The organism is Roseomonas sp. CCTCC AB2023176 (assembly GCF_042259275.1).
GTDB lineage: Bacteria > Pseudomonadota > Alphaproteobacteria > Acetobacterales > Acetobacteraceae > Roseomonas.
The window spans coordinates 5,169,307-5,192,163 of record NZ_CP170086.1 but is presented as its reverse complement, the minus strand read 5'-3'; the positions used below and the strand labels follow the sequence as shown (position 1 = coordinate 5,192,163).

The following is a 22,857-nucleotide window of genomic DNA, read 5'->3' as shown; positions in this document are numbered from 1 at the left end:
GATCCCCACGCCTCGATCCCCAAGCGTTCGATCGAGATCGCGGTAGCTGACGGGGAACATGAGGTATCACCGGACCGCCCAGAGGATCACCTCGGCTGCGGACTGGCGGCCCTTGAAGGACCGACCCGCCGCAATCTCCTCCAGTGGCCGCCGTCTCGCCATACCGAACCATGGCCCCGGTCACTGCCGAGCGCAAAGGCTGCAACGGAACCCCTGTGTCTAACGGTCATCGCTTCGGCCGGGATGGACCCCGGGATGGGCCCATTCACGCGTGCACGATCCATCCGGGGCTTTGCCGGCTCGCGTCACCGCTGCGGGCGGAGCGCGGACCCGTCAATCGGGCACTGGCCGGCATGACTGCCGCCGGCCACGGCCAGAGTCACGCCGTGGCCGCAACGACCAGACTGGGCGGGCGGGCTGCCCCGCCGGGGTGGGGGGGGCGGTGGCCTGCGGCTGAACGGAGGCGGAACACTCAGCCCCCGCCAGCCATCATAAATAACGTCGCACGAACGTTCTTGCATTTTAAGCGCGTCTCCTCAACGTATATTGCAGAGCTCCCTCACGTTGTATCGGGCTTAGGCTCGGCGAGCGGGGCCAGCCCACGCCGCCATCTCGGAGATCGCCCATGCCCCTGACCCGACGCTCCGGCCTTCTCGCGGGGGCTGCAGCAGGCCTCTCCCTCGCCTCTCGCGCTGCTTTCGCCCAGGCCGCCTCTATCCGCGGCGGCACGCTGGTCTACCTGGAGCAGCAGGCGCACACGCCGCTCTACCCGCCCGCCGGCGGCTTCTACCCGAACGGCGGCATCCTCAATCAGATCACCGACAAGCTCACCTACCAGAACCCCCGCACCCTTGAGATCGAGCCCTGGATCGCGGAGAGCTGGGAGATCAACGCCGACGCGACGGAGTATGTCTTCCGCCTCCGCCCCGGCGTGACGTTCTCCGACGGCACGCCACTCAACGCCGAGGCCGTCGCGCGGAACTTCGACATCTATGGCTTCGGGAACACCGCCCTGCGGCTCCCCGTCTCCGAAGTCATCAGCAACTACGAGCGGGGCGAGGTCGTGGACCCGCTGACGGTACGGTTCCGCTTCTCGCGGCCGGCGCCGGGGTTCCTGCAAGGCACCTCCGTCATCGGCTCGGGCCTCGTCTCCCTCGGCACCCTCGCGCAGAACTTCGACGCCTTCGGCGACCCACGGAAGGTCGTGGGATCCGGCCCTTTCGTCGCGACGGGCTTCGTGCTGGGCCGCGAGGTCACGCTGACTGCCCGGCGCGACTACACGTGGGGACCGGTGCGCCACCCGCATCAGGGCCGGGCGCTGCTGGACGGCATCCGCTACGTCGTCACGGGCGAGGACAGCGTGCGCATCGGCGCGCTGCTGGCGGGCCAGGCGCACGTCATCCGGCAACTCCAGGCCTATGACGAGAGCCAAGTCGCGTCGCGGGGCTTCCGCATCTACGCCCCGTCCACCCGGGGTGTGAATAACTCCGTCGTCTTCCGCCCGGATAATCCGCTCGTCGCCGACCTCCGCGTGCGTCGCGCCCTGCTGCACGCGACGAACGCGCGGGAGATCGTGGATACCCTGTTCTCGCCCAACTACCCGCGTGCAACCTCCATCATCGCGTCCACGGCCCAGGGCTACGTGGACCTCTCGTCGAAGCTGAACCACGACCTCGCGCTCGCGAGCTGCCTGCTGGACGAGGCGGGCTGGGCACCCGGCCCGGGCGGCGTGCGGCAGAAAGACGGGCGGCGGCTCGAACTGACCGCCTACGAATCCCCGCCGCAGCCGCAGAACCGGGAGACGCTGCAACTCATCGCGCAGCAGTGGCAGCGCGTCGGCGTGCGGCTGACCGTCTTGCCCGGTGACGCGGGGTCGCGCGTCGCGGACAACCTCGACCCCGCGAAGACCCCAGTCTCCCCGGCCATGGTCGGCCGCGCGGATCCCGACGTCATCCGAAGCCAGTATCACCCGCTGACCCGCAACGTCCTGCTCCAGACCGGCGGCGTCAGCGACCGGGTCCGCGACTTCAACGACGCGCGCCTGAACGCCCTGCTGGACGGTATCGCCTCCGAGCCCGACCGCGCGAAGCGGCTCGACCTCGTGCGGCAGGTCCAGGAGTACGTTCTAGAGCAGGCCTACGCGATCCCGATCTTCGAGGAGCCGCAGGTCTTCGCCGCCTCTGCCCGCGTGCGCGACCTCGGCTTCGAGGCGGTGGGCCGTCCATCCTTCTACGCGACCTGGATCGCGCCGCGATGAGCAGCTACGTCCTGGGCCGCATGGGCGGTGCCGTCGCAGTGCTCCTCGCGACCTACACCCTTGCCTTCGTCCTCCTCCAGGCGCTGCCGGGGGACGCGGTGCTCATCAAGTTCCTCGGCTCCGATATGGGTCTGACGCCGGAGGCGCTGGCGGAGATCCGGTCCTCCTACGGCGCCGACGCCCCGGTCTGGCTGCAATACGTCACAAGCCTCGGCCGCACGCTGACCGGCGACCTCGGCACCTCTATCCAGACGGGCGCGCCGGTCTGGGCGGCGCTGTCGGCCAACCTACCCGCGACGATCCGCCTCGCCGTACTCGGCTTCCTTGCGGCGTCTCTCCTCGCTGTCGGAATCGCTGCGCTCGCGACCCTCGCGCCCTTCGCCTGGCTCCGCGGCGCGACGGCCTCCATTCCCTCGCTCTTCGTCGCGATCCCCGTCTTTTGGCTCGGGATCACGCTGATCCAGGTCTTCTCCTTCCAGCTCGGTCTCGTCTCCGTCATCTCGCCGGGTCCCCTGGAGGGGCTGATCCTTCCCGTCCTCACGCTTGCCGTCCCGATCTCTGCGCCGCTCGCGGGCATCCTCATCCGCAGTATCGACCGGGTGATGGCGGAGCCCTTCGTGGCCGTCGCCCGCGCGAAGGGCGCCTCCCCACGGTGGGTGCTGCTGCGGCACGTCGCGCGCAACGCGATCCTACCGACGCTGACGATCGCCGGCGTGCTCTTCGGCGAGCTCCTCGGCGGCGCCGTCGTGACGGAGGCGGTGTTCAACCTCTCCGGCCTCGGCGGGCTGACGCAGCAGGCCGTGGGGAACCAGGACTTCGCGGTGCTGCAGGGGATCGTCCTCGTCTCGGCCCTCGCCTTCGTGCTCATCAGCCTCGCGGTGGACCTCGCGGCACCGTTGCTCGACCCCCGCCTGGTACGGCGCGGCGCGGTGGCGGCCCGATGAGTGCGACGGCCCTCGACCTCGCGGCCCCGCGCCGGGCCGCCGTCCGGCAGGTCAGCCCGACGGTCGTGCTTGCGGCGCTGGTCCTCCTCGTCGCTCTCGCCTGGGCCGTGGCACCGGGCCTCTGGACGGCCTTCGACCCGGCCGTCGGCATCCCGCGCGGCGGCCTCCGCCCGCCGTCGGAGGCGCACGTCCTCGGCACCGACGGGCTGGGCCGCGACCTCTTCGCGCGGATCGTGTACGGCGCCCGCGAGTCCCTCCTCGGCGCAGCCGTCGCCGTCACGGTGGGCCTCGCGCTCGGCACGCTCCTTGGCGGCGTCGCCGGTACGGCGGGCGGCTGGACGGACGCAGTGGTCATGCGGCTCGTGGACACGCTCCTCGCCATCCCCGCGCTCCTTCTCTCCCTTTCGATCGTCGTCCTGCTGGGCTTCGGCACCGTGAACATCGCCGTCGCGGTCGGCCTCGTCTCCGTCGCGCGCTTCGCCCGCCTCGCGCGGTCCGAGGTCGTCCGTGTCCGCGCGAGCGACTACGTCGAGGCCGCCTATGGCATCGGCGGGCGGTTCCTCGCGGTCATGTGGCGGCACGTCCTGCCGAACTCGCTCACCGCCGTCCTCGCCCTCGCCGCGCTCCAGTTCGGCTCTGCGATCCTCCAGATCTCCACCTTGGGCTTCCTAGGCTACGGCGCCCCGCCGCCGACGCCGGAATGGGGGCTGCTGATCGCGGAAGGCCGCAACTACCTTGCGCGCGCCCCGTGGCTCGTCACCGCGCCAGGGGTCATCGTCGTCCTCGTCGTCCTCTCGGCCGAGCGGATCGGCCGCGCCCTCGGAAGCCGCGCGTGAACGCCCTCTCCCCCCGCTCCGCGCTGCCCGTCGAACTGCCAGGTCCGCCCCTCCTCGCGGTCGAGGACCTGACGATCGCCTACAGCCTCCGCGGGGGGGAGACCCAGGTCGTGAACGGCGTCTCGTTCCGGATCGAACCGGGGGAGGTCGTCGCCCTCGTCGGCGAATCCGGCTCTGGCAAGACGACGGTCGCCTCTTCCGTCCTCGGCCTCCTGCCGGAGAATGGCCGCATCGTGTCTGGCGCCATCCGACTGAGTGGTACGGACGTCGCGCGCTGGCCGTCACGTCGCTTCGAGGCGATCCGCGGCGCCGTCGTCTCCCTCGTCCCGCAGGACCCCGGTTCCTCGCTCAACCCGCTGCGGACTGTCGGCGACCAGATCGGGGAGATCCTCCGAATCCACGGCGCCCGCGATCCACGCGCGATCCGCGCCCGCGTACTGGAACTGCTGGATCGCGTGGGCCTGACCCCCGCGGAGCTTCGCGCCGGTCAGTACCCGCACGAATTGTCGGGCGGGATGAAGCAGCGGGTCCTCATCGCCATCGCCGTCGCGCTCCGCCCCGCGCTGATCGTCGCGGACGAGCCGACGAGCGCCCTCGACGTCACGGTCCAGCACCGCATCCTCGACCTGCTGGACGAGCTGCGGCGCGAGAGCGGGACGGCAGTGCTCCTCGTCACCCACGACCTTGGCGTTGCGGCCGACCGTGCCGACCGGATCATCGTGCTTCAGGGCGGCCGCGTGCAGGAACAGGGGCGGGCGGCCGAAGTCCTGGCCGCACCGCGCGCCGATTACACGCGTCGCCTTCTGGCCGATGCGCCCTCCCTCGCGGCGCCACGCCTTCGGCGCGCGGTTCCGGCGGGTGACGATGCGGTGCTCGTCGAGGGGCTGGTGCAGGACTTCGCCGTGCCCGGCGCGGCGCCCTTCCGGGCGGTGGGTCACGCGTCCTTCCGCGTCCCGCGCGGGACCACCCACGCCATCGTCGGGGAGTCCGGCTCCGGCAAGACGACGACCGCACGCGCCCTCGTCGGCCTTCTCCGCCCCACGGCGGGACGGGTCGTCGTGGACGGCGCGGAGATCGGGACCCTCCGCCGCGAGACGCTCCGCCGCTTCCGACGCGGCGTCCAGCTCGTCTACCAGAACCCCTATTCCTCCCTCGATCCGCGCCAGACCGTCGGCGAGATCGTCGGGGAACCGCTGCGCAACTTCGAGCCCTTCCCGCAAGCCGAACGCGCGCGCCGCGTTGCCGCGATGCTGGAACGTGTGGGCCTGGGGGCCGATTACCTGTCCCGCCTGCCCCGCGCCCTGTCCGGCGGCCAGCGGCAGCGCGTAGCCATTGCGCGCGCCCTGATCCTGGAGCCGCGCGTCGTCGTCCTGGACGAGGCGGTCTCCGCCCTCGACGTCATAGTCCAGGCGGGCATCCTGCGGCTGCTGGACGAGCTCCAGCATGACCTCGGCCTGACCTACGTCTTCGTCACCCACGACCTCGCGGTGGTCCGGCGCATCGCCGACACGGTTTCCGTCATGCGCGGCGGCCAAATCGTCGAGGACGGTTCCGTCGAGGCCGTGATGGGACGACCCACCCATCCCTACACGCGCGACCTCGTGGACGCGATCCCTGGCGGCGGCTCCGGCCGCATCCCCGTTCCCACGGAGGCCTGAACCCCATGGCACCCCAGCCCGTCCGCAAGCGGCTCGGCTTCTTCACCCGCGTGCTGGACGAGACCAACCCGGGCGAGCGCTACCGCCTCGGTATCGAGCAGATCGTCCATGCCGAGCACATCGGCTTCGACTCCGCCTGGGTCGCGCAGCACCACTTCCATGAGTTCGAGGGCGGGCTGCCCGCGCCGCTCGTCTTCCTCGCCGCCGTCGCGGCGCGCACCTCCCGCATCCGCCTGGGCACCGGCATTGTCGTCCTACCGCTGGAGGCGCCCATCCGCGCGGCGGAGGACGCGGCGGTGCTCGACCTCATGTCCGGCGGGCGGCTGGAATACGGGGTCGGACCCGGCGGGAACCACTCGGCATTCCGCGCCTTCGGGCTGGACGCGGCGGAGCGCGGGGCGCTCTTCGACCGCAACCTCGCCGGTCTCCGCGCGGCCTGGGCGGGCGAGGAACTGCCCGGCGGCGACCGGATCTACCCCACCGCGCCGACGCTCGGCGCACGGCTCTGGCAGGCGACCTTCACCGTTGAAGGCGCGCGCCGCGCCGGCGCCGCGGGCGACGGCCTGCTGCTCTCCCGCACCCAGCCGCGGCCGGAGGCGGCTCCGCAAGCCTCGCTGGCCGACATCCAAGATCCGATGGTGGACGCCTACCTCGCCGCGTTGCCGCCTGGGGTCGACCCTCGCATTCTCGCCTCCCGCTCCGTCTTCGTCGCGGATGACGGCGCCGTCGCGCGGCGCTTCGCCGAGGCCGGCCTCGGCCGCTGGCGCGCACGCCTCGCCGCCCTCGGCCGCCCGCCCGCGGCGCAGATGCTCGACGAGATGATCCGCGCCTCCGATGTCCACCTCGGCACGCCCGACGCGGTCATCGCTTCGCTCGCGGCCGACCGCACGCTGGACCGCGCGACCGACCTCGCGGTGCAGGTCCATTCGGTGGACCCGCCCCACGCCTTCATCCTCCGCTCGATCGAGCTCGTAGCCGAGGTCGTCGCCCCAGCGATCGGCTTCGGCGCGCGCGACGCGCCGACGCGACGCGCTGCCTAAAGGAAGACCCCCATGTCCGACGTCATCGACACCCTCGTCGGGATCGCCCCGGGGTCGGCTCTCGACGCCATCCGCGCCCGCCGGCCCGCGGCCCGGGAGAACGCGCAGCGGAGCCACGAGGTCCTCTTCGCGCCTGCCGATCCGGGCGGCTTCCCGGTCGCGGAGCGCCAAGCCCTCGGCTTCTTCGTCGCCGCCCTGCACGGGGCCGAGGACCTCGCCGCGCTGCATGCGGAGGGGATCGCGCGGGCTGGCGGGCCCGTCTCACTCCGCTCGGTCGTCCGCCGCCTTGCAACGGAAGCGCGGGCCGACGGCCCCTATGGCCACTACCCGCCCGGCCCGCTCTCGGTGGAGAACGCCGATGGTTCGATCTGGGCCGTTCCCGCGACCGACCGGGCCACCATCGGCGAGCACCTGGCGACGGCACTGGAACACGCGCACCTCCTCGTCCTGCATCCGCGTGACGCGACCCCTGGCGCGCTGCGCGCGCTGCTCGACGCGGGCTGGTCACCGGACGAGGTGGTCACCCTGTCCCAGATCGTCGCCTTCACCGCCTTCCAGGCCCGCGTCGTGGCGGGCCTCCGCATCCTCGCCGCCAGCCGCTGAGGGGGACCGACATGCCCGACACCGACCTCGCGACCGCCGCGGCCCCGAAGGCCTTCACGCGGGATCAACTGGACTGGACGCCGTGGCTCGAGCCCCTGCGGGAAGACGAGCTGACCGAGCGGCATATCCGCGGCCTCGTGGACCCGTCCCGCGCGGGATCACCCTACTTCCGGCTCCTCGCCCGCGACCCGGAGGCGCTGGAGGCGCGCACCCGGACGGACAAGGACATCTTCTACAACGCGGATGCCGGGCTTCCGCGTGCGGAACGGGAACTGGCCGCGACCGCCGCGTCGCGACTGAACGGCTGCATCTTCTGTGCCTCCGTCCACGCACGCTTCGCCGCGACCTATTCGAAGCGTGGGGCGGAGGTTGATCGCCTGCTGGTAGAAGGCGTCGGCGCCAACCTCGGCGAGCGGTGGAACGCGGTCGTCGCCGCGGCGGCAGCGCTTTCGGCCACGCCGCCCGCCTTCGGCGACGAACATGTGGACCGCCTGCGCGCCGCGGGCCTCGACGACCTCGCGATCGCCGACCTGATCCAGGCCGTCGCCTTCTTCGGCTGGGCCAACCGGCTGATGCTCTCGCTCGGCGAGCCGCGCCGAGCGGCGGAATGACCGCGACCGACGCGCCAGACGTCGCGAGTGACGCCGCGGCGCCTGAAACCCTCGCGATGCTGGATCGCCGCCGGATCGAGGCGGAGATCCTCGGGCATGTCTACGCGACCCTGAAGGAGACGGCCGGACCGGAGGCCGCCGCGCAGACGGTCGGTGAGGCGGTCCGCCGGTCGGCGCTGCAGCAGGCCCGACGCTTCGCGGCCGCCGCCGGCGGGCAGACGAGCTTGCAGACCTTCATCGACCGAGGCTCGCTCTGGGAGAAGGGTGGCGCGCTGGAGACGGTGGTGCTGCGGCGGACGGGCACCGAGTACGATTTCAACGTGACCCGGTGCCGCTACGCCGAGATGTATCGCGAGATGGGCCTGGGCGAGATCGGGCATCTCCTCTCCTGCAACCGGGACGCCACCTTCTGCGAAGGCTACGACGCGAAGCTGAAGCTCACCCGCACCCAGACCATCATGGGCGGGGCAAGCCACTGCGACTTCCGCTACCGCTACGTTGAAGAGGGTGTCGGCTCGGCCCCACGCTGAGCTGAGGCGATGAGAGCTGGCGGCGGACGTCTGTCGCGGTCGAAGCCCGTGCTGTGTAGGTTCGCTTGTCAGGGACGCGCGGTCCGAAGCGGACGTGCCGCTTCCGGTCAAGCTCGGTCCTACGGCTTTGGGTCGGCCGCAGCTATGCATGCGGCGGGGCCGCATGAACGGGGGGTCAGAACACCGCCGCCCAGTCGTCGTCGCGGCGGACGAGCTTTCCGAGCAATCGGTCGAGCGCCGCGCGCTCCCCCGCGCTGAGCGGCGCGAGCATCGCTGCCTGCCGCGCGCGGAAGCGGGGGATCAGCGCCTCGTCGAGGGCGCGGCCCTCGTCCGTCAGCCCCAGCAGCCCCGCGCGGCGGTCGGCGGCGTCGGTTCGGCGGCGGATCCGCCCCGCCGCTAGCAACCGCGCGATGGCGCGGGAGATCGAGTTCTTCGGCCGCCCCGTTGCGCGGCAGATGGCGGCTGCCGGGATGCCGGAGGCGTGGGCGAGGCAGAACAGCACGACGAGTTCGGGCCGGCTGAGGCCCGGATCGCTCTCCAGGCCGCAGTAGATCGGGCCCGAGAAGAAATTCGCGAGCCAGGAGAAGCGGTAGCCCGGCGTGATCGTCGGCGCGTCGAGGATGCCGTGCGCGCCCTGGTCCCGCCGCACCGCTATGCCGGAGCCTCGCTCGCGCACCCGGGCCGGGGACAGGGTAGGGCTGTACGGGCGGGAACCGGTCTCAAAAAATGGTTCCATTCGGGACCATCTGCCGGCATCGAACGCCGCCTCGCGCGCGCGGACCTTCGCCTGCCGCCTGCCGCCTGCCGCCTGCCGCCTGCTGCCTGCCGCCGGCGGACGCGGCTAGGACGCCGCTGCTGCTGCGCGAGGTCGCAGGGGAGCGGCGCGGGATTCCGTCCTCCTGGTGCACGGCGCGACCCTGCCGGGGTCCGTCCTGCTCGACGCGCCTCCGCCGGGGCGGTCCTGGCTCGCCGACCTCGCGGCCTCGGGGCGGCCGGCCTACGCCCTGGACCTGCGGAGGCACGCCAGCCTCGGCCCGGCTCTCTCGTCCCGTCCCCTCCTTCGTAGTTGCGTCTGTCCGTTCCCGGAGGGAGGCCGCCATCGCCGCGTCGGGCTCCTGGCCTGCCACCAGCGCTCTAGCCGTCTTGGTCCGGACCTGGAGGGCTTGGAACACGCCCTCGGAGGTGGCGCGCTCCGCCCCGAGGAGTGCAAGCCGATGCATCCCGCTTGTCGGCATGGTTCGGCCAACCGCTGTCGGCCTGCCGCGCGTCACACGCTGAGCCAAGCGCGGATGACCGGGTCGTCGTCCCGCAGGCTCTTCATGGCGCCAGTCCACTGGATGGCGCCCTTGCCCAGCACCGCGGCTTCATCTGCTAGGCGGCGCGCGAAGGCGAGGTTCTGTTCGACGAGGACGATGGACATCCCCTCGCGCCTGAGATCGCCGAGCCGTTCCAGCAGCTCGCGCACGATGATCGGAGCGAGGCCCTGAGTCGGCTCGTCGAGGAGGAGCACGCGCGGGTTAAGCAGGAGCGCGCGCCCGATAGCGAGCATCTGCTGCTCCCCACCCGAGAGCTGGCCGCAGCGGTGCCGCAGCCGCTCGCCCAGGCGCGGGAAAAGTGCCAGGATGCGGTCCGTGGTCCAGACGCCCTTCCGTCGCATGGCCGCGACGGCGAGCGCCTCCTCGACGCTCAGCGACGGGAACACCCCGCGATCCTCCAGCACGAGGCTCATCCCGGCGCGGGTGATCTCGACGGGACTGGCCGTTCCGATGGCGCGCCCGAAAAGGCGGACGGTCCCAGTGCGCGCAGGGACCAGGCCCATGACCGCGCGGAGCGTTGTCGTCTTCCCGGCCCCGTTCCGACCAAGCAGGGCAAGGACAGCGCCGGCCGGCAGGGTGAGGTCGACGCCCCGGAGGATTCGGCTCGAGCCGTAGGCCGCATGCAGCCCCTCGACCGCGAGCGCGGGCCCCTCGGCCGTCACGGGTCGATGCCGCCGAGGTAACGGGCCTGGACGAGGGCGGAGGACCTGATCTCCTCCGGCGTGCCCTGCGCCAGGATCGAGCCGGCGTCGAGCACCGTGACCCGGTCGGCGATGCCGAAGACGAGTTCCATGTCGTGCTCGATGATGACGAGGGTGAGGCTCCGCGGCAGGCTCGCGACCAGCCGCGAGATGCGCGCAGTCTCCTCCGGGCTCATGCCCGCCGTCGGCTCGTCGAGCATGAGAAGTCGTGGCTCTGAGGCGAGCGCGACTCCGATCTCCACCTGCCGCCGCGTTCCGTGGGAGAGGGCGGCGTCGGGCACGTGGAGGAGATCCGCGACGCCGACGGCCTCCGCCGCACGCCGGACGCGCTCGTGCACGTCCGACAGGCGCGCGAGCGGCCGCAGCATGTTCCAGCCCCTTCCCGAGGCGACCGTAGCCGAGACGGCGAGGGTCTGCGCCACCGTCATGCCGGGGAAGGTCGAGTTCCGCTGGAAACTTCGGGCAAGCCCCCGCCGTGCCCGTGCGTCGGGTGACTGCCGGGTGATCGGCTCGCCATCGAGCGAGACCGTGCCGCCGTCCGGCATCACTTCGCCGCAGATGAGATTGAAGAGGGTCGTCTTGCCCGCGCCGTTCGGCCCGATGATGGCGTGGCGCTCGCCCCTCCCCACGTGAAGCGTCACGTCCCGCGTGACCTCCAGGCCGCCGTAGGACTTGCGGAGCGCCTCGCAGGACAGCACCTCAGCGGCCCGCCTCGACCGGCGGCATCGCAACCTCCGGACCGGGCAGCAGCCGCGCGGCACGCCGGACGAACGGCCGGCGGAGCAGGGCGAAGAGGCCGTTCTCCGCGAACATCACGACGGCGATGAAGGAGACGCCGAGGAAGAAGCCCCAATATCCGGTCCAGCGGGAGAGGAAGTGGCTCGCCGCCTGCACGATAATCGCGCCGAGCGCGGCGCCGGAGATCGAGCCGAGCCCCCCGAGGATCGCCATGATGAGGACGAGCCCCGAGAGGGTCCAGCCCGCGAGGTCGGGGGAGGCGAAGTTGTTAAGCTGCGCCATCAGCGCCCCTGCGAGCGCGGCGAGGGCCGCCGAGAGGGCGTAGACCACCGTTCGGACGAGGTTGATCCGCGTCCCCAGGGCCCGCGCCCGTGACGGTTTCTGCCGCACGGCTGCCGCGACGAGGCCGAAGGGCGAGCGCGCCAACGCGTCCAGCAAAGCGAACGTGATGACCGCGGCGACGACCGTCACCGCCGAGAACACCTCGGGCGCCTCCCCGTCGAGGCCGATCGGGGAGAGGTCGAGGCGTGGCACGCCGGCGATGCCGTCCGACCCGCCAAGCGTCCGGTTCCCGAAGATGAAGGCATAGAACATCTCGGAAAGGGCGAGGGTCAGCATGATGAAGATGATCTCGCTGAACCGCACGATCACCGCGCCGACGAGGGCCGCGACGACCGCGGCGCCGGCTACCGCGAGGAGGAGCGCGGTCCCGGCGGAGACGCCGAGTTCCGTCGTCAGGAGGGCGACGGCGTAGGCGCCGAAGCCGAAATACATGGCGTGGCCGATGGACATGAGCCCGACGAGCCCGGCGACAAGGTCCACCGACATCGCGAAGATCGCGAAGATCGCCAGTTCCGCGAGGAGGCTCTGGCCGAAGAAGCCCGCCTTGCCCCAGGTGACGAGGGCCGCGAGAACGAGCGCGGCGGCGATGGTCCAGCGCAGCCGGATGTCGAGGCCGTCGCTCATCGGATCGGCAGCACGCCGCGCGGCCGAAGGATGAGGAAGCCCGCGACGACCGCGTACATGAGGAACGCCGCGAAGCTCGGCAGGAAGAGGCGCCCGAAGGTGTCGGCCAGGCCGATGAGGACACTGCCGAGCGCCGCGCCCGCGAGGCTGCCGGGCCCGCCCACGACGACGATGATGAGCGTGAGGACGAGGACTGGCATCTCCATCCCCGGGTAGACAGAAAGGACAGGGGCCGCCACCGCGCCCGCGAGTCCCGCGAGCAGGCAGCCTAGCGCGAATACGCCGAGGAACAGCCGCCGCACGTCCACGCCGAGGCATTCCGCCGCGTCCCGGTGGTCCACTGCCGCCCGCACCATCGCCCCGACCCGGGTCCGGTCGAGCAGAACGTGAAGGACCAGGAGGACGGCAAGACCCATCGCGATAATGAACAGTCGGTAGACCGGGTAGGGCTCCCCGGCGATCTCGACCGAGCCCGTCAGGAGCGGCGGTACGGCGACGGAGTGCGTGTCGTTGCCCCATAGGAATCGCACGGCGTCGAGACCGACGAAGATCACGCCGAAGGTCACGAGGACCTGCCGGACCGGGTCCGTTGATTGCAGTCGCTCGAACAGCGTCTTGTAGAGGGCGAGGCCGACGAGCGCGGTGCCGAGCGAGGCCGCGACGAGCGCGAGGGCGAAGGAGCCGGTGAGGCGAGTCGTTGTGAGACCGATATAGGCACCGATCATGTAGAGCGTGCCGTGGGCGAGGTTCACGAAGTTCATCAGCCCGAAGATGACCGAGAGCCCGGCCGAAAGAAGGAGGAGGAGCATCGCGAACTGCAGCCCGTTCAGGAGCTGGATCAGCATGGCGACCTCCCGGCGCGCGGCGCCCCGACTGGCGGCTGCCACAGCCGCGCCGGCTGCCACAGCCGCGCCGGCTGCCACGCCGTCCCGGACGGGGGCGCGGGTATGTCTCAGCCCTCCAGACGCATCTGGCAGCCGTTCGGCTCGTCCGTCACGGCGGGCATGGTGTCCAGCACCGCCAGCTCCGGCCCATTCGAGCCGCGCCGAACTTCGACGATGTACATGTTCTGCACGATGTTGTTCGTGGCCGGGTCAATGCGGGCCGGGCCGCGCGCGCCGACGATCCGGGCATCGCGGATCGCGCGCGCGAGGGCGAGCTTGTCGTCCGTGCGGCCGTCGAGCGCACGCAGCGCCGCCGCGATGAACAGGCCGGTGTCGTAGCCCTGGGCGCCGAACTCGGAAGCCGTCCTGCCGTGCCGGGACCGGTAGTCTGCCTGGAACCGCCGGTTCTCCGGCGTGTCGATTGAGGGCGCGTAGTTCAGGAGGCCCTGGAAGCCGAGCGCCGCGTCGCCCTGCGCGGGCAGCACGAGCGGCGAGACTGTCCAGCCGGACCCCGTCACGCGCGTCGCCTCGGAGAGGCGGAAGTCGGCCGCCTGCCGGACAAAGTTGATCGCCTCTGCCCCCCCGTAGGAGACCCAGGTGGCGTCGGGCCGCTGCTGCTTCACGCGGGCGAGGTAGGGGCCAAAGTCGTGGGTGCGCTGGAACGGCGTGAACTCGCGCCCGACGATCTGGCCGCCCTGACGCGTGAATTCCGCTTCGAACTTCTCCATAAGGTCGCGCGGCCCGACGTAGTCCGGCGCCATCAGCGTGATCGTCCGCACGCCGCGCTGAGCGAGCCAAGCGGCCATGGGGCGCCCGAACTGGTTGCCGGAGAAGCTCGTTCGCAGGATGTAGGGGCTGCACCGTTCCCCGAAGAGGTTGTCGAGCGCTGCGTGCGGCATGATCAGCGGGATGCGCCGCTGGTGCGCGAAGTCGCGGAGCGGGATGCTCTCGGATGAGGAGACGGGGCCGACGAGGAGGTCCACCCGGTCCGAGCCGACCAGCTCGCGCGCTTTCGTCAGCGCGACGTTGGGCCGCACCTCCGTGTCGGCCCGGACGATGGTGATGGGACGCCCGGCCACCGTGCCGCCCGCGTGGTCGAAGGCGAGCTGCATGGCGTTCGTGATCTCGTCCCCGATGGAGGCGAAGACGCCGGAGTAGGAGAGGAGCGCGCCGATCTTAATCGGCTCCGCGGCCCGCGCCCGTGACGCGACGGAGCTGAGGGCGAGGGTCAGTGCCGTGCGTCGCTTCATGGCGTCCTCAACGTGAGGGTTGCGGGAAGGATGTGAGGGGATCCGCGGTGCCGGTGGGCACGTGCCGGGCGGTACGCTGCATCATCCGGGACAGGTAGGCGGAGCGGGCAGTGATGCCGAAGGCGGCCGCGCGGAGCCAGTCCGGCCAGAAGGTCGTTGCACTATAGAGGCGTGACCAGCGCTGGGTGTGGTCCGTCAGCGGGCGTTCCCGACGCTCCCAGTCGGCCAGCCCCTCCTCCACGCCTCCGCCGTCGAGCGCGACGGCAAGGGCAAGTGCGTTCATCATCGCGCAGCCGCCACCCTGGCCGAGGTTCGGCGGCATGGCGTGGGCGGCATCGCCGAGGATCGCGACCCGTTCGCGCGACCAGCGATGCAGCCGGATGATCTCGAACCGCGTCCATCGCACCCGTGTCCAATCGGCGCTGGCCGCCACGCGTTCCAGCACGCCCGACAGCGCCGGGAAGGAACGTGTCCAGGCGTCGAGGTCGATCGGGGTGCGCTGCCCCGCCACGTCGTCCGCTGGGCAGCTCATCGCGACGTAGACCTCGTCGGGGCCGCAGGCGTTGACGATGATGCGCCGGCGTCCCGACCAGTTCTCATGAGCGACGGCGGAGTCCGTCGGCTCCGAAGCCCGCTCCTCCGGCGTGCGGGGAATGACGAGCCGCATGGCGCCGTCCCCTAGCGTGATGCGGCGCTGCAAGAGGCCAAGGCCATCCCGGATGGCGGAACGGTAGCCGTCCGCGGCGAGGACGAGGTCAGCCGCCAGCTCCTCCCCGCCCTTCAAGCGCAGGCGTCCCTCAGGCAAGGCGCCCGTGGCGGCGCTCCCTGTCCTGATCTCGCCGCCCTGCGCCTCCACCGCCTCCGCCAGCACCTGCACCATGTGCTGGCGGGAGATGCGGTAGGTTCGCGAGCGCGGTACGTGAACGGAGGTCGTCCGTCCCTCGCGGTCCCGCGTCTCCATCCGGCTGATGCGTAGCGCCCGCTCCAGCACCGCGTCGAGAACGCCGAGCGCCTCCAGCACGCGGATGCCGTTCTCGTGAATGGCGATGCCGAACCCCTCGTTCCGGAGCGTGGGCGCGCGCTCGTGAAGCCGCACGCTCCAGCCGCGGTGCAGCAGGGCGAGCGCAGCGCAGAGTCCCGCGAAGCCCGCACCGGCGATCTCGGCGTGCCGTCCCACGACCGCCGCCTCAGCCCGCGAGCGCGCCCTGGAGGACGCCGTCCCGCACGACCGTGGTGTTGTCGAGCGTCACCGTGCATTTCCGCATCGGCAGGTCGAAGTGGCACAGCGTGAAGCGGTCCGCGAAAGGGTTGGCGCCTGTGGAGTAGAGGAAGTTGCCGGCGAAGGCCCGCTGCTCCACGGCGTTCGTGTCGCGCTTGTCGTAGGCCACCATGGCGTCCCAGCGCGCGCTTGCATTCATGCCCCAGCCGACATGGGAGGACGCGTAGGCGTTGCGGTCGCCCCAGGCCTCGAAGTAGCCGCGCATGAGTTCGGCATCGAGCCCGTCGCCCTCGATCGCGACGGCGAAGTCGTTCTCGATGACAAGGCGGACCGGGCGTTCGAGGTTGCGCTTGAAGGTGCAGTTGAAGTCGCCAACGTCCATGACGAGCGTCCCGTTGACGGAGCCGGCCTTCGGGAAGCAAACGACGAGGCCGCCTGGCCAGTTCTCGAGGGTACCCGGCGTGTCGCAGCCGCCCCAGGTGCCGCCGACGAAGGCGTCGCGCATGTCCACCCGGAGGTCGGTTCCCGCGACGGAGGTAACCCGCATTTCCGTCGCCCGCTTCGCCATATCCATGCCGAGGTGCACGCGGTCCCGCAGCGCCGGATCGGGCGCGCAGCGCTCGAGCTGTTCCGGATGATCGTTCGAGATGTAGAGGATCCGGCTACCCGCCCCGAGGATGGCGGGCGTTTCGGGAGCGTGCATCAGCCCCTCGACGGTCAGGTCCACGACCATGACGGACTGTGAAAGGGCGGAAACGACGGTTTTCATGCCTTGGAGCGCGGGCGTCGCGCCGGTGGAGCGGACTGGCACCCTGACCTGCAGCGGTGGTGTCGGCAGCACGACGTGGAAGGGCTTGGCGCCGAGGCGGAGGAGGGCGAGTTCGGCGAGGTGGACGTTGATCTGCCGTGACTGCGTCTCCGACAGGATCGCGATCTCGTCCCCTCGCGTGACCTTCGCGAGTTCGAAGGTGTGGACGAAGAGGTCGATCCACTTGCCCTCGATGCGGTCGCTCAGCATGGCCTGCACATCCCCTTGCCCCCTAGCCGGCGTGCCCGGCCAGAGGGATGTGAATGTTGACAACCGGCGAAGGCGCCTCGCAATGTCGCGCTGGGCAAGGGGAGATCACCGCGGGTTATGACCCGCCTCGAGATCCGGTCGCTCGCGCACTTCCTTGCCGTCCTGGACGAACGAAGCCTCGGCCGGGCGGCGCGGCGCGTGAACCTGTCGCAGCCCGCGCTGAGCAAGAGCATCCGCCAGTTGGAGGCTTCGCTCGGCGTCCAGCTCTTCGAGCGGGCGGTAGGCGGCATGACCCCGACGCGGCACGGCGCCGCGCTAGCCGATCGGGCGCGCCTCATCGTCGAGGAGGCCCGGACCGCACAGGAGGAGATGGAGCGGCTCTCCGACGTCTGGAAGGGCACCGTGACCGTGGGCGCCGGGCCGAGCATCGCCGCATCGGTCCTTGCACAGGCAGTCGCGGACCTTCGGACGCTGCGGCCTGGTCTTCGAATCACTGTGCTGGAGGGGATGCTGGAACATCACCTCCCCTCGCTGCTCAATGGTTCCACCGACTTCGTCGTCGGCACGGCCGGAGATCCTGTGCCGAAGGCAATCGTCGCGGAAAGCCTTTTCCGGGACACTGTCGCCGTTGTCGCCCGTGCCGGGCACGCGCTCGCCGGGCCCGGTGTGGTGCCGCTCGACCGGCTTGCGGCCTTCCCCTTCGTGCTGCCGCGCGCGCCGGAAGTCCTGCGGGACGGACTGGAACGCCGCTTCGCACAGGCGGGCGTCGCATTCCCCCAGCACGTCATCGACACGAACTCGCTGCCCTTCATGAAGGCGCTGGTGGCGGCCGGCGATGCGCTCGCCTACCTGCCGCGCCTCGCGATTACGGCGGAGGAGCGGGCAGGCCTCCTCGTGCCGCTGAGCGTTCCCGAGGCGACCTGGCACCGGGAGGTACACCTGCTCCGGCGGGCGCGCGGCACGCTCTCGCCCTCGGCGCGTGCCCTGCTTCAGGCGTTGCGGACGACCTGTGCCACCCTCGGCGCAGTGCCGCGCGAGGCAGCGTGACGGCGTTCAGTGCCGCGCTTCGCCGGACGCGAAGGCCGGGGCGTGCTCCCGCGCAAAGTCGTCAAAGCGGCGCGGCGTGCGGCCCGCGACCGCCCGGACCACGTCGGTCACCGGCGCCGCCCCGTCGCGTTGCAGCAGGGCGTACATCCGTATCAGGTCCTCGATGAGCCAGGGCGGCGAGCCCGCAGCCCTCATCTCCGCCCGCGCTTCGTCCGGGGAAAGCGGGACGTAACGCACGGTCCGCCCGACGGCGTCCCCGATCACGGCGGCCACATCGTCGTAGCCGAGCCATTCGTCGCCCGTGACCTTGTAGGCCCGCCTCCGGTGCTCTGCGCCAAGAAGGCAGGCGACGGCGACGGCCGCGATGTCGTCAACATCCACCAGCGTCATCCGGCCGCGGCCGAAAGGCGCGCGGATCTGCCCCCGCTCGGCCACAGTCGGCGCGAAAGTGAGCATGTTGTGCATGAAGTTGCAGGGCCGCAGGTGGGTCCAGGCAAGGCCCGAGGCTTCGAGTTGGGCCTCGCCGCGCCGATGCCATTCCGACAGGGCCATCGGCTCGCTCGCCTCCACGCCCTCTGTCGATATTCGCACGACGTGCTCGGCGCCCGCGGCACGGGCCGCGTCCACCGCACGCGCGTGCTGTGCGACGAGGCCGGCGCCGACCGAGGAGGCGAGATAGACCGATCGCACCCCGGCCATCGCGTCGCGGAGCGACGCGGGATCGTCGAGGTCCCCCGCCACGATCTCCGCCCCCTCGCCGAAGATCGCCACCATCCTCGCGGGGTCGCGTGCGAGGACGCGTGGACGCAGTCCGCGCCTGATGAGGCCGTTCACCACGCCGCGCCCGATGCGTCCCGTCGCGCCGATGACGAGGAAGTCCGCCTCACCCCGCATGGGACAGGAAGTCCAGCAGCGCCGCGTTGAACGGACCGGGTGCCTCGATGTTGGACAGGTGACCCGCATCGGGGATCACGACGAGCCGCGCGCCGGCGATCCGGTCTCGCATCTCCTCGTGGACGCGGGGTGGGGTGAGGCGATCCTCCGTCCCGACGAGGAGGAGGCAAGGCACGGTGATCGTCCCGATGTCGCCGGCGACTTCGTGGAAGGTGACGGCCCGCAGCGCCTTCAGGTAGCTCTCCTTGTGGAGCACGGCGAGGCTGTCCGTGAGGCGTTGCAGCGCCGCCGGCGGCGCCTTCGAGCCGATGAGGGTGCGCGCGACGCCCGGCGCGATGTCGGCGGGTGTCTTGCCGGCGAGCAGGGGCTCCTCGCGGAGCCGCAGGAACTCCTCCCGCTCCTCCAGTGTCTGCGACCGGGCCAGGCCGGGGCTGGTATCGCAGAGGACGAGGCTCCGGACCCGGCCGGGGTGCCGGTACCAGATATGCTGCGCGACGAGCCCACCCATCGAGAGGCCCACGACGTGCGCCGAGGACGCGCCGAGGTGATCCATGACACGCACCGCGTCATCCGCCATGTCGTCTATGCCGAGAGGCCCATCGTAGTCGTCACTCAGGCCCCAGCCACGCGCATCGAGCGCGGCAGCGTGGTACCGGCTACTCAGCGCCTCGATCTGATCGTGCCAGTTCGTGCGGTTCCCCCCGATGCCGTGGAGGAAGAGGACGAGGTCGCCCTTGCCTGCGTGGTCCACCGCGATGAACGGCGACGGTCCGATGCGGGTCGTCTCCAAGGCTTCCTCCTTAGGGCGACGAGTGCCGGTCTGGATCTTGGCAAACACCCGCCGTCGCGTCGTCATCGCTTTCGCGACAGGGGCATGCACCGCGGGTTATCGCAGGCACGGCTAACAGGCTGCTGAAAAGCTGTCGCGAAGCGTGAGGGGACGTGATTCCTTCCGGTGGATTGGCTGGAGGGTGCGATGCGCGGGGTGGACGGGCGGGGTGCGGCGTTGTTCTCCTACGTGTCGCGCGAGGCGCGGGTGCCGTCGGACCATCCATTGCGCCTGATCCGGGCGATGGTAGACGAGGCGCTGGAGGCGCTGTCGGGCGAGTTCGAGGATTTGTATGCGCGTGTCGGGCGGCCTTCGATCGCGCCGGAGAAGCTGCTGCGCGCCCTTTTGCTCCAGGCGTTCTACTCAGTGCGTTCGGAGCGCGCGCTGGTGGAGCAGCTCGAATGCAACCTGCTGTTCCACTGGTTCGTGGGTCTCTCGATGGAGGCCCCGGTGTGGGACGCGTCCCCCTTCGCCAAGAGCCGCGACCGCTTGCTTGCGGGCGATGTCGCGCAAGCCTTCCTCGCGGCCATCATCGCCCAGCCGCGGGTCGCGTCCCTGCTATCGTCCGAGCACTTCTCGGTGGCCGGCACGCTGATCCAAGCCTGGGCAAGCCAGAAGTCGTTCCGGCCCAAGCGGGAGGCCGACGGAGCGGAGGGCAGGCCACCTGCGCCGCCAGCATCCAGGGGTGGGCGCAACGCGGATGCCGACCGGCGCGGGCAGAAGCGCTGGAACGAGGTGCATGCCTCCACCACCGACCCAGACGCCCGCCTTGCCCGCAAGGCGGACGGGCAGTCCTTGATGATGGCCTATGCGGGGCACGTGCTGATGGAGAACCGGAACGGGCTCGTGCGGCTGACCTGCATCACGCGCGCCTCGGGCACCGCCGAGCGCGAGGCGGCGCTCGCCATGCTGGACCGGCTGCGATGCACCACCCGACGGCGTCTCACCCTCGGTGCCGACCGCGGCTACGATGTGCGCGACTTCGTCGCCGACCTCCGAGCCCGCCGCGTCACGCCCCACGTGGCCCGCGACGACCACCTCACCAAAACCGGCAAACGCCGACGCTCGTCCATTGACGCCCGCACCACCCGCCATCCCGGCCAGAGGACCAGCGGGGTGATCAGGAAGCGCATCGAGGAGGTCTTCGGCTGGATCAAGACCACCGCCACCCTCCGACAGACCCGACACCGCGGCCTGCCCCGCGTCGCTTGGACCTTCACCCTCGCGACCGTCGCCTACAACCTCGTCCGATTGCCGAGATGTCTGATCGCAGAACGTTGTTGGGACCCGGTCGAGTGGGCCATCCCAAACTATGCGCACCGCTTCGAAGGCCTCAGAGCCGCGAAGCCGGAAGGGGGGTGAACGGTGCTCCAGATCCACCCCAATGCCCGCACCACCCCTGCCGTTCGGGCCGCGATCGCCCGCTCCGACGAGCCCTCTGGCGTGCTGGCCCGCCGCTACGGCATCAGCACCGAGACCGTGCGCAAGTGGAGCAATCGTGGTCCGGACGACTGCCTCGACCGCTCCGCCCGACCGCACGTGCTGCCCTGGAAGGCCACGGAGGAGGAGCGGGCCGTGGTCTGTGCCCTGCGCCGGGCCACGAACTTCGCCCTCGACGACCTTGCCTTCATGGTACCCCACTTCCTGCCGCATCTCAATCGCGACAGCATCTGGCGCATCCTCCGCGCCGAGGGGCTGAGCCGGCGGCGGTCGCCCACTCCCGAGGCACCGAAACGCGGCACGGGCACCTTCCGGGACTACGACCTCGGCTTCCTCCACATCGATATCAAACACCTTCCGAAGCTGCAGGCTGCCAATGGCGAGCGCCGCAAGAGGTACCTCTACGTCGCCATCGACCGCCGCTCCCGCTCCGTCCACCTCGCCGTGAAGGACGACGAGACGGAGAAGAGTGCCATCGCCTTCCTCCGCGAGGCCGCCGCCGCCTTTCCCTTCCGCATCACCCACGTGCCGACCGACAACGGCAGCCGCTTCACGGACCGCTTCGCCCGCGTCTGTGCCGAGCTCGGTGCGGAATACCGCCACACCCGCCCCCGATCGCCCAGACGAATGGGATGGTCGAGCGCTTCAACGGCCGGTCAGCAGCGAGGTGCTCGGCATCACCATCTACTCCCACGCAGGGCTCGAGACGCTGCTCCGGGGGGTTCAACGCCGCCTACAACGCCCGGCGCCAGCGCGTCCTCGACGGCAAGACCCCTGACCAAGTCGTCGCCGAACGGCTCAAAGCTCGCCGCAAGCTCGCCCGCGGCAAACCCCATGGCCGCGCCGGGCCGCAGGACATCACCAAGGCACGCCTCGTGGCCGAAGCTGCCAAGAAGGTCTCGCGACCTGACATGGGGAGAGGTAGGCCTCGGTCGCCGCCTTCAACGTGAGCGTGTCACCAGGCCGTCGCTCGTCGGACCGCCGGTGCTGGACGCGTGGCATGACAGGTTAACCCCAAAGACTCGGGTCGATTCCACTCTCGCTTGGCGGGGGGACGAGCGCCGCTTCCTCGTGCTCGCCTTCAGGGAGCCGTGTCAGACGGCGGCTTGCCTTCACGGTCACGCCGTTCGGCGGCTTCCGCCGTGACCTCCGCCGAGATGTCGGACAGCGTCCCCTCGAGCGAGTTTGGCGATCCTCCCGAAGCAGGGGGCATGTCGCCCCGCGCTCGCCGGTGAAGCTCATACCTCCTCCGAGCTTCGCGCACGGCGTCCGAATCGCTGTTGCTGTTGGCGCTCATTCAAGCCTCACATCATGAAGATGGCCGCTAGCAGGCCCGCTGCGGTTCAGGCGTGGGGTCCGGCGAGGTCTCGGCCCGCCAGCCCCCTCGCGCCATCAGCTTGCGACGAGAGCACGGGCATGCCATACAACGTGCGTCGCATCAGATCGTTCGGCCCGACCTCCAATCCCCTCCGGGGGTGCCGAGCTTCCGTTCCCAACACCTTGCATCTCGTGTTGACCCGTGACGCGATGTCCGCGTCGCGGCGCTCGTGGATGTAAGGAACACGAGAATGACAACTGGTACCGTGAAGTGGTTCAACGCCACCAAGGGCTTCGGCTTCATCCAGCCGCAGGACGGCTCGGCAGACGTCTTCGTCCACATCTCCGAGGTCGAGCGCTCCGGCCTGGGTAGCCTCAATGAAGGCCAGAAGGTCGGCTTCGAGGTCGAGGTCGGGCGGAACGGCAAGGCCGCCGCGAGCGCGCTGCAGCGCGCCTGACGGGAAATGGGGGGCTCCGGCCCCCCAGTTTCCCTGACACGAGCGAGGAATGCCCATGGCACCGCACAAGTACACGATCGGGCAGAAGGTGGACTTCCGTCCGGAGATGAGCGACGGGCCGGGCTCGCGAGGGTCCTACACCATCACGCGCGCCCTCCCGGGCGACGCCCACGACCGGACCTACCGCGCCCGCGGCACCCAGGACGGACACGAGCGGGTGCTGCGCGAAAAGCAGCTCACCCCCGCGCCCGCCGGAATCTGGGGCTGACATGGTTGGCCTCGTCGAAGCTTTTCGCCGACG

At 70.8% G+C, this 22,857-nt stretch carries 21 protein-coding genes and 2 pseudogenes; 13 read left to right on the top strand and 10 right to left on the bottom strand.

The window, feature by feature from the left end; translation table 11 throughout:
• Positions 1-625: 625 nt before the first annotated feature.
• Genes ACE7GA_RS26065 through ACE7GA_RS26030 form a run of 8 tightly spaced genes read left to right on the top strand, consistent with a single transcriptional unit; the run spans position 626 to position 8,479 of the window.
• Positions 626-2,257 (top strand): TIGR04028 family ABC transporter substrate-binding protein, encoded by a 1,632-nt coding sequence (locus ACE7GA_RS26065; protein WP_376093723.1) that lies wholly within the window; start codon positions 626-628, stop codon positions 2,255-2,257.
• A complete protein-coding gene (locus tag ACE7GA_RS26060) occupies positions 2,254-3,201 on the top strand; it encodes an ABC transporter permease (RefSeq protein ID WP_376093720.1) in 948 nt (315 codons plus the stop codon). Before ACE7GA_RS26065 ends, ACE7GA_RS26060 begins: the two co-directional genes overlap by 4 nt.
• A complete protein-coding gene (locus ACE7GA_RS26055; RefSeq protein ID WP_376093717.1) occupies positions 3,198-4,037 on the top strand; it encodes an ABC transporter permease in 840 nt (279 codons plus the stop codon). The genes ACE7GA_RS26060 and ACE7GA_RS26055 overlap by 4 nt, the downstream gene beginning before the upstream one ends.
• Positions 4,034-5,695: a dipeptide ABC transporter ATP-binding protein gene (locus ACE7GA_RS26050; protein ID WP_376093714.1), complete on the top strand. Its 1,662-nt coding sequence runs from the start codon at positions 4,034-4,036 to the stop codon at positions 5,693-5,695. Before ACE7GA_RS26055 ends, ACE7GA_RS26050 begins: the two co-directional genes overlap by 4 nt.
• A 5-nt stretch (positions 5,696-5,700) precedes the next feature.
• Complete coding sequence (locus ACE7GA_RS26045) at positions 5,701-6,735, top strand: putative FMN-dependent luciferase-like monooxygenase (protein ID WP_376093711.1); 1,035 nt, start codon at positions 5,701-5,703, stop codon at positions 6,733-6,735.
• Between the two features lie 12 nt (positions 6,736-6,747).
• Positions 6,748-7,338 (top strand): CMD domain protein, encoded by a 591-nt coding sequence (locus ACE7GA_RS26040; protein ID WP_376093708.1) that lies wholly within the window; start codon positions 6,748-6,750, stop codon positions 7,336-7,338.
• Positions 7,339-7,349: 11 nt separating this feature from the next.
• The gene (locus ACE7GA_RS26035; RefSeq protein ID WP_376093705.1) at positions 7,350-7,949 is read left to right on the top strand and encodes an alkylhydroperoxidase domain protein; all 600 of its coding nucleotides are present in this window, start codon (positions 7,350-7,352) and stop codon (positions 7,947-7,949) included.
• Positions 7,946-8,479 carry an L-2-amino-thiazoline-4-carboxylic acid hydrolase gene (locus ACE7GA_RS26030; RefSeq protein ID WP_376093702.1) on the top strand — a complete coding sequence of 178 codons (534 nt, stop codon included), beginning with the start codon at positions 7,946-7,948 and terminating at the stop codon, positions 8,477-8,479. Before ACE7GA_RS26035 ends, ACE7GA_RS26030 begins: the two co-directional genes overlap by 4 nt.
• 175 nt (positions 8,480-8,654) lie before the next feature.
• On the opposite strand, the gene ACE7GA_RS26025 is transcribed toward ACE7GA_RS26030, so the two are convergent.
• The 8 genes from ACE7GA_RS26025 to ACE7GA_RS25990 all read right to left on the bottom strand — a co-directional run bounded on the left by ACE7GA_RS26025 (position 8,655) and on the right by ACE7GA_RS25990 (position 16,571).
• Positions 8,655-9,155: a MarR family winged helix-turn-helix transcriptional regulator gene (locus ACE7GA_RS26025; RefSeq protein WP_376093699.1), complete on the bottom strand. Its 501-nt coding sequence runs from the start codon at positions 9,153-9,155 to the stop codon at positions 8,655-8,657.
• Positions 9,156-9,746: 591 nt separating this feature from the next.
• Positions 9,747-10,457: an ABC transporter ATP-binding protein gene (locus tag ACE7GA_RS26020; RefSeq protein ID WP_376093696.1), complete on the bottom strand. Its 711-nt coding sequence runs from the start codon at positions 10,455-10,457 to the stop codon at positions 9,747-9,749.
• Positions 10,454-11,194: an ABC transporter ATP-binding protein gene (locus tag ACE7GA_RS26015; protein WP_376093693.1), complete on the bottom strand. Its 741-nt coding sequence runs from the start codon at positions 11,192-11,194 to the stop codon at positions 10,454-10,456. Before ACE7GA_RS26015 ends, ACE7GA_RS26020 begins: the two co-directional genes overlap by 4 nt.
• Position 11,195: 1 nt before the next feature.
• A complete protein-coding gene (locus ACE7GA_RS26010) occupies positions 11,196-12,200 on the bottom strand; it encodes a branched-chain amino acid ABC transporter permease (RefSeq protein WP_376093690.1) in 1,005 nt (334 codons plus the stop codon).
• The gene (locus ACE7GA_RS26005) at positions 12,197-13,045 is read right to left on the bottom strand and encodes a branched-chain amino acid ABC transporter permease (RefSeq protein WP_376093687.1); all 849 of its coding nucleotides are present in this window, start codon (positions 13,043-13,045) and stop codon (positions 12,197-12,199) included. Before ACE7GA_RS26005 ends, ACE7GA_RS26010 begins: the two co-directional genes overlap by 4 nt.
• A gap of 107 nt (positions 13,046-13,152) precedes the next feature.
• Positions 13,153-14,334 carry an ABC transporter substrate-binding protein gene (locus ACE7GA_RS26000; RefSeq protein WP_376093684.1) on the bottom strand — a complete coding sequence of 394 codons (1,182 nt, stop codon included), beginning with the start codon at positions 14,332-14,334 and terminating at the stop codon, positions 13,153-13,155.
• A 7-nt stretch (positions 14,335-14,341) separates the two neighbouring features.
• Complete coding sequence (locus tag ACE7GA_RS25995; RefSeq protein ID WP_376093681.1) at positions 14,342-15,511, bottom strand: FAD-dependent oxidoreductase; 1,170 nt, start codon at positions 15,509-15,511, stop codon at positions 14,342-14,344.
• A gap of 10 nt (positions 15,512-15,521) precedes the next feature.
• On the bottom strand, positions 15,522-16,571 hold the full coding sequence (locus tag ACE7GA_RS25990; protein ID WP_376093678.1) for a hypothetical protein: 1,050 nt from the start codon (positions 16,569-16,571) through the stop codon (positions 15,522-15,524).
• A 117-nt stretch (positions 16,572-16,688) separates the two neighbouring features.
• Here ACE7GA_RS25990 and ACE7GA_RS25985 point away from each other — a divergent pair, with 117 nt between their 5' ends.
• Positions 16,689-17,618, top strand: a complete 930-nt coding sequence (locus ACE7GA_RS25985; protein WP_376093675.1) for a LysR family transcriptional regulator — start codon at positions 16,689-16,691, stop codon at positions 17,616-17,618.
• A gap of 6 nt (positions 17,619-17,624) precedes the next feature.
• On the opposite strand, the gene ACE7GA_RS25980 is transcribed toward ACE7GA_RS25985, so the two are convergent.
• Together ACE7GA_RS25980 and ACE7GA_RS25975 are read right to left on the bottom strand one after the other, a co-directional pair.
• The gene (locus ACE7GA_RS25980) at positions 17,625-18,512 is read right to left on the bottom strand and encodes an NAD(P)H-binding protein (protein WP_376093672.1); all 888 of its coding nucleotides are present in this window, start codon (positions 18,510-18,512) and stop codon (positions 17,625-17,627) included.
• Positions 18,502-19,302 (bottom strand): alpha/beta fold hydrolase, encoded by an 801-nt coding sequence (locus ACE7GA_RS25975; RefSeq protein ID WP_376093669.1) that lies wholly within the window; start codon positions 19,300-19,302, stop codon positions 18,502-18,504. Before ACE7GA_RS25975 ends, ACE7GA_RS25980 begins: the two co-directional genes overlap by 11 nt.
• 186 nt (positions 19,303-19,488) lie before the next feature.
• Here ACE7GA_RS25975 and ACE7GA_RS25970 point away from each other — a divergent pair.
• The 4 genes and pseudogenes from ACE7GA_RS25970 to ACE7GA_RS25955 all read left to right on the top strand — a co-directional run.
• A pseudogene (locus ACE7GA_RS25970) lies at positions 19,489-20,607 on the top strand (IS5 family transposase); the annotation flags it as partial.
• Positions 20,608-20,706: 99 nt separating this feature from the next.
• A pseudogene (locus ACE7GA_RS25965) lies at positions 20,707-21,731 on the top strand (DDE-type integrase/transposase/recombinase).
• A 618-nt stretch (positions 21,732-22,349) separates the two neighbouring features.
• Positions 22,350-22,556, top strand: coding sequence for a cold-shock protein (locus ACE7GA_RS25960; RefSeq protein ID WP_376093665.1), 207 nt, complete (start codon positions 22,350-22,352; stop codon positions 22,554-22,556).
• Positions 22,557-22,611: 55 nt separating this feature from the next.
• On the top strand, positions 22,612-22,824 hold the full coding sequence (locus ACE7GA_RS25955; RefSeq protein ID WP_376093662.1) for a hypothetical protein: 213 nt from the start codon (positions 22,612-22,614) through the stop codon (positions 22,822-22,824).
• Positions 22,825-22,857 lie beyond the last annotated feature (33 nt).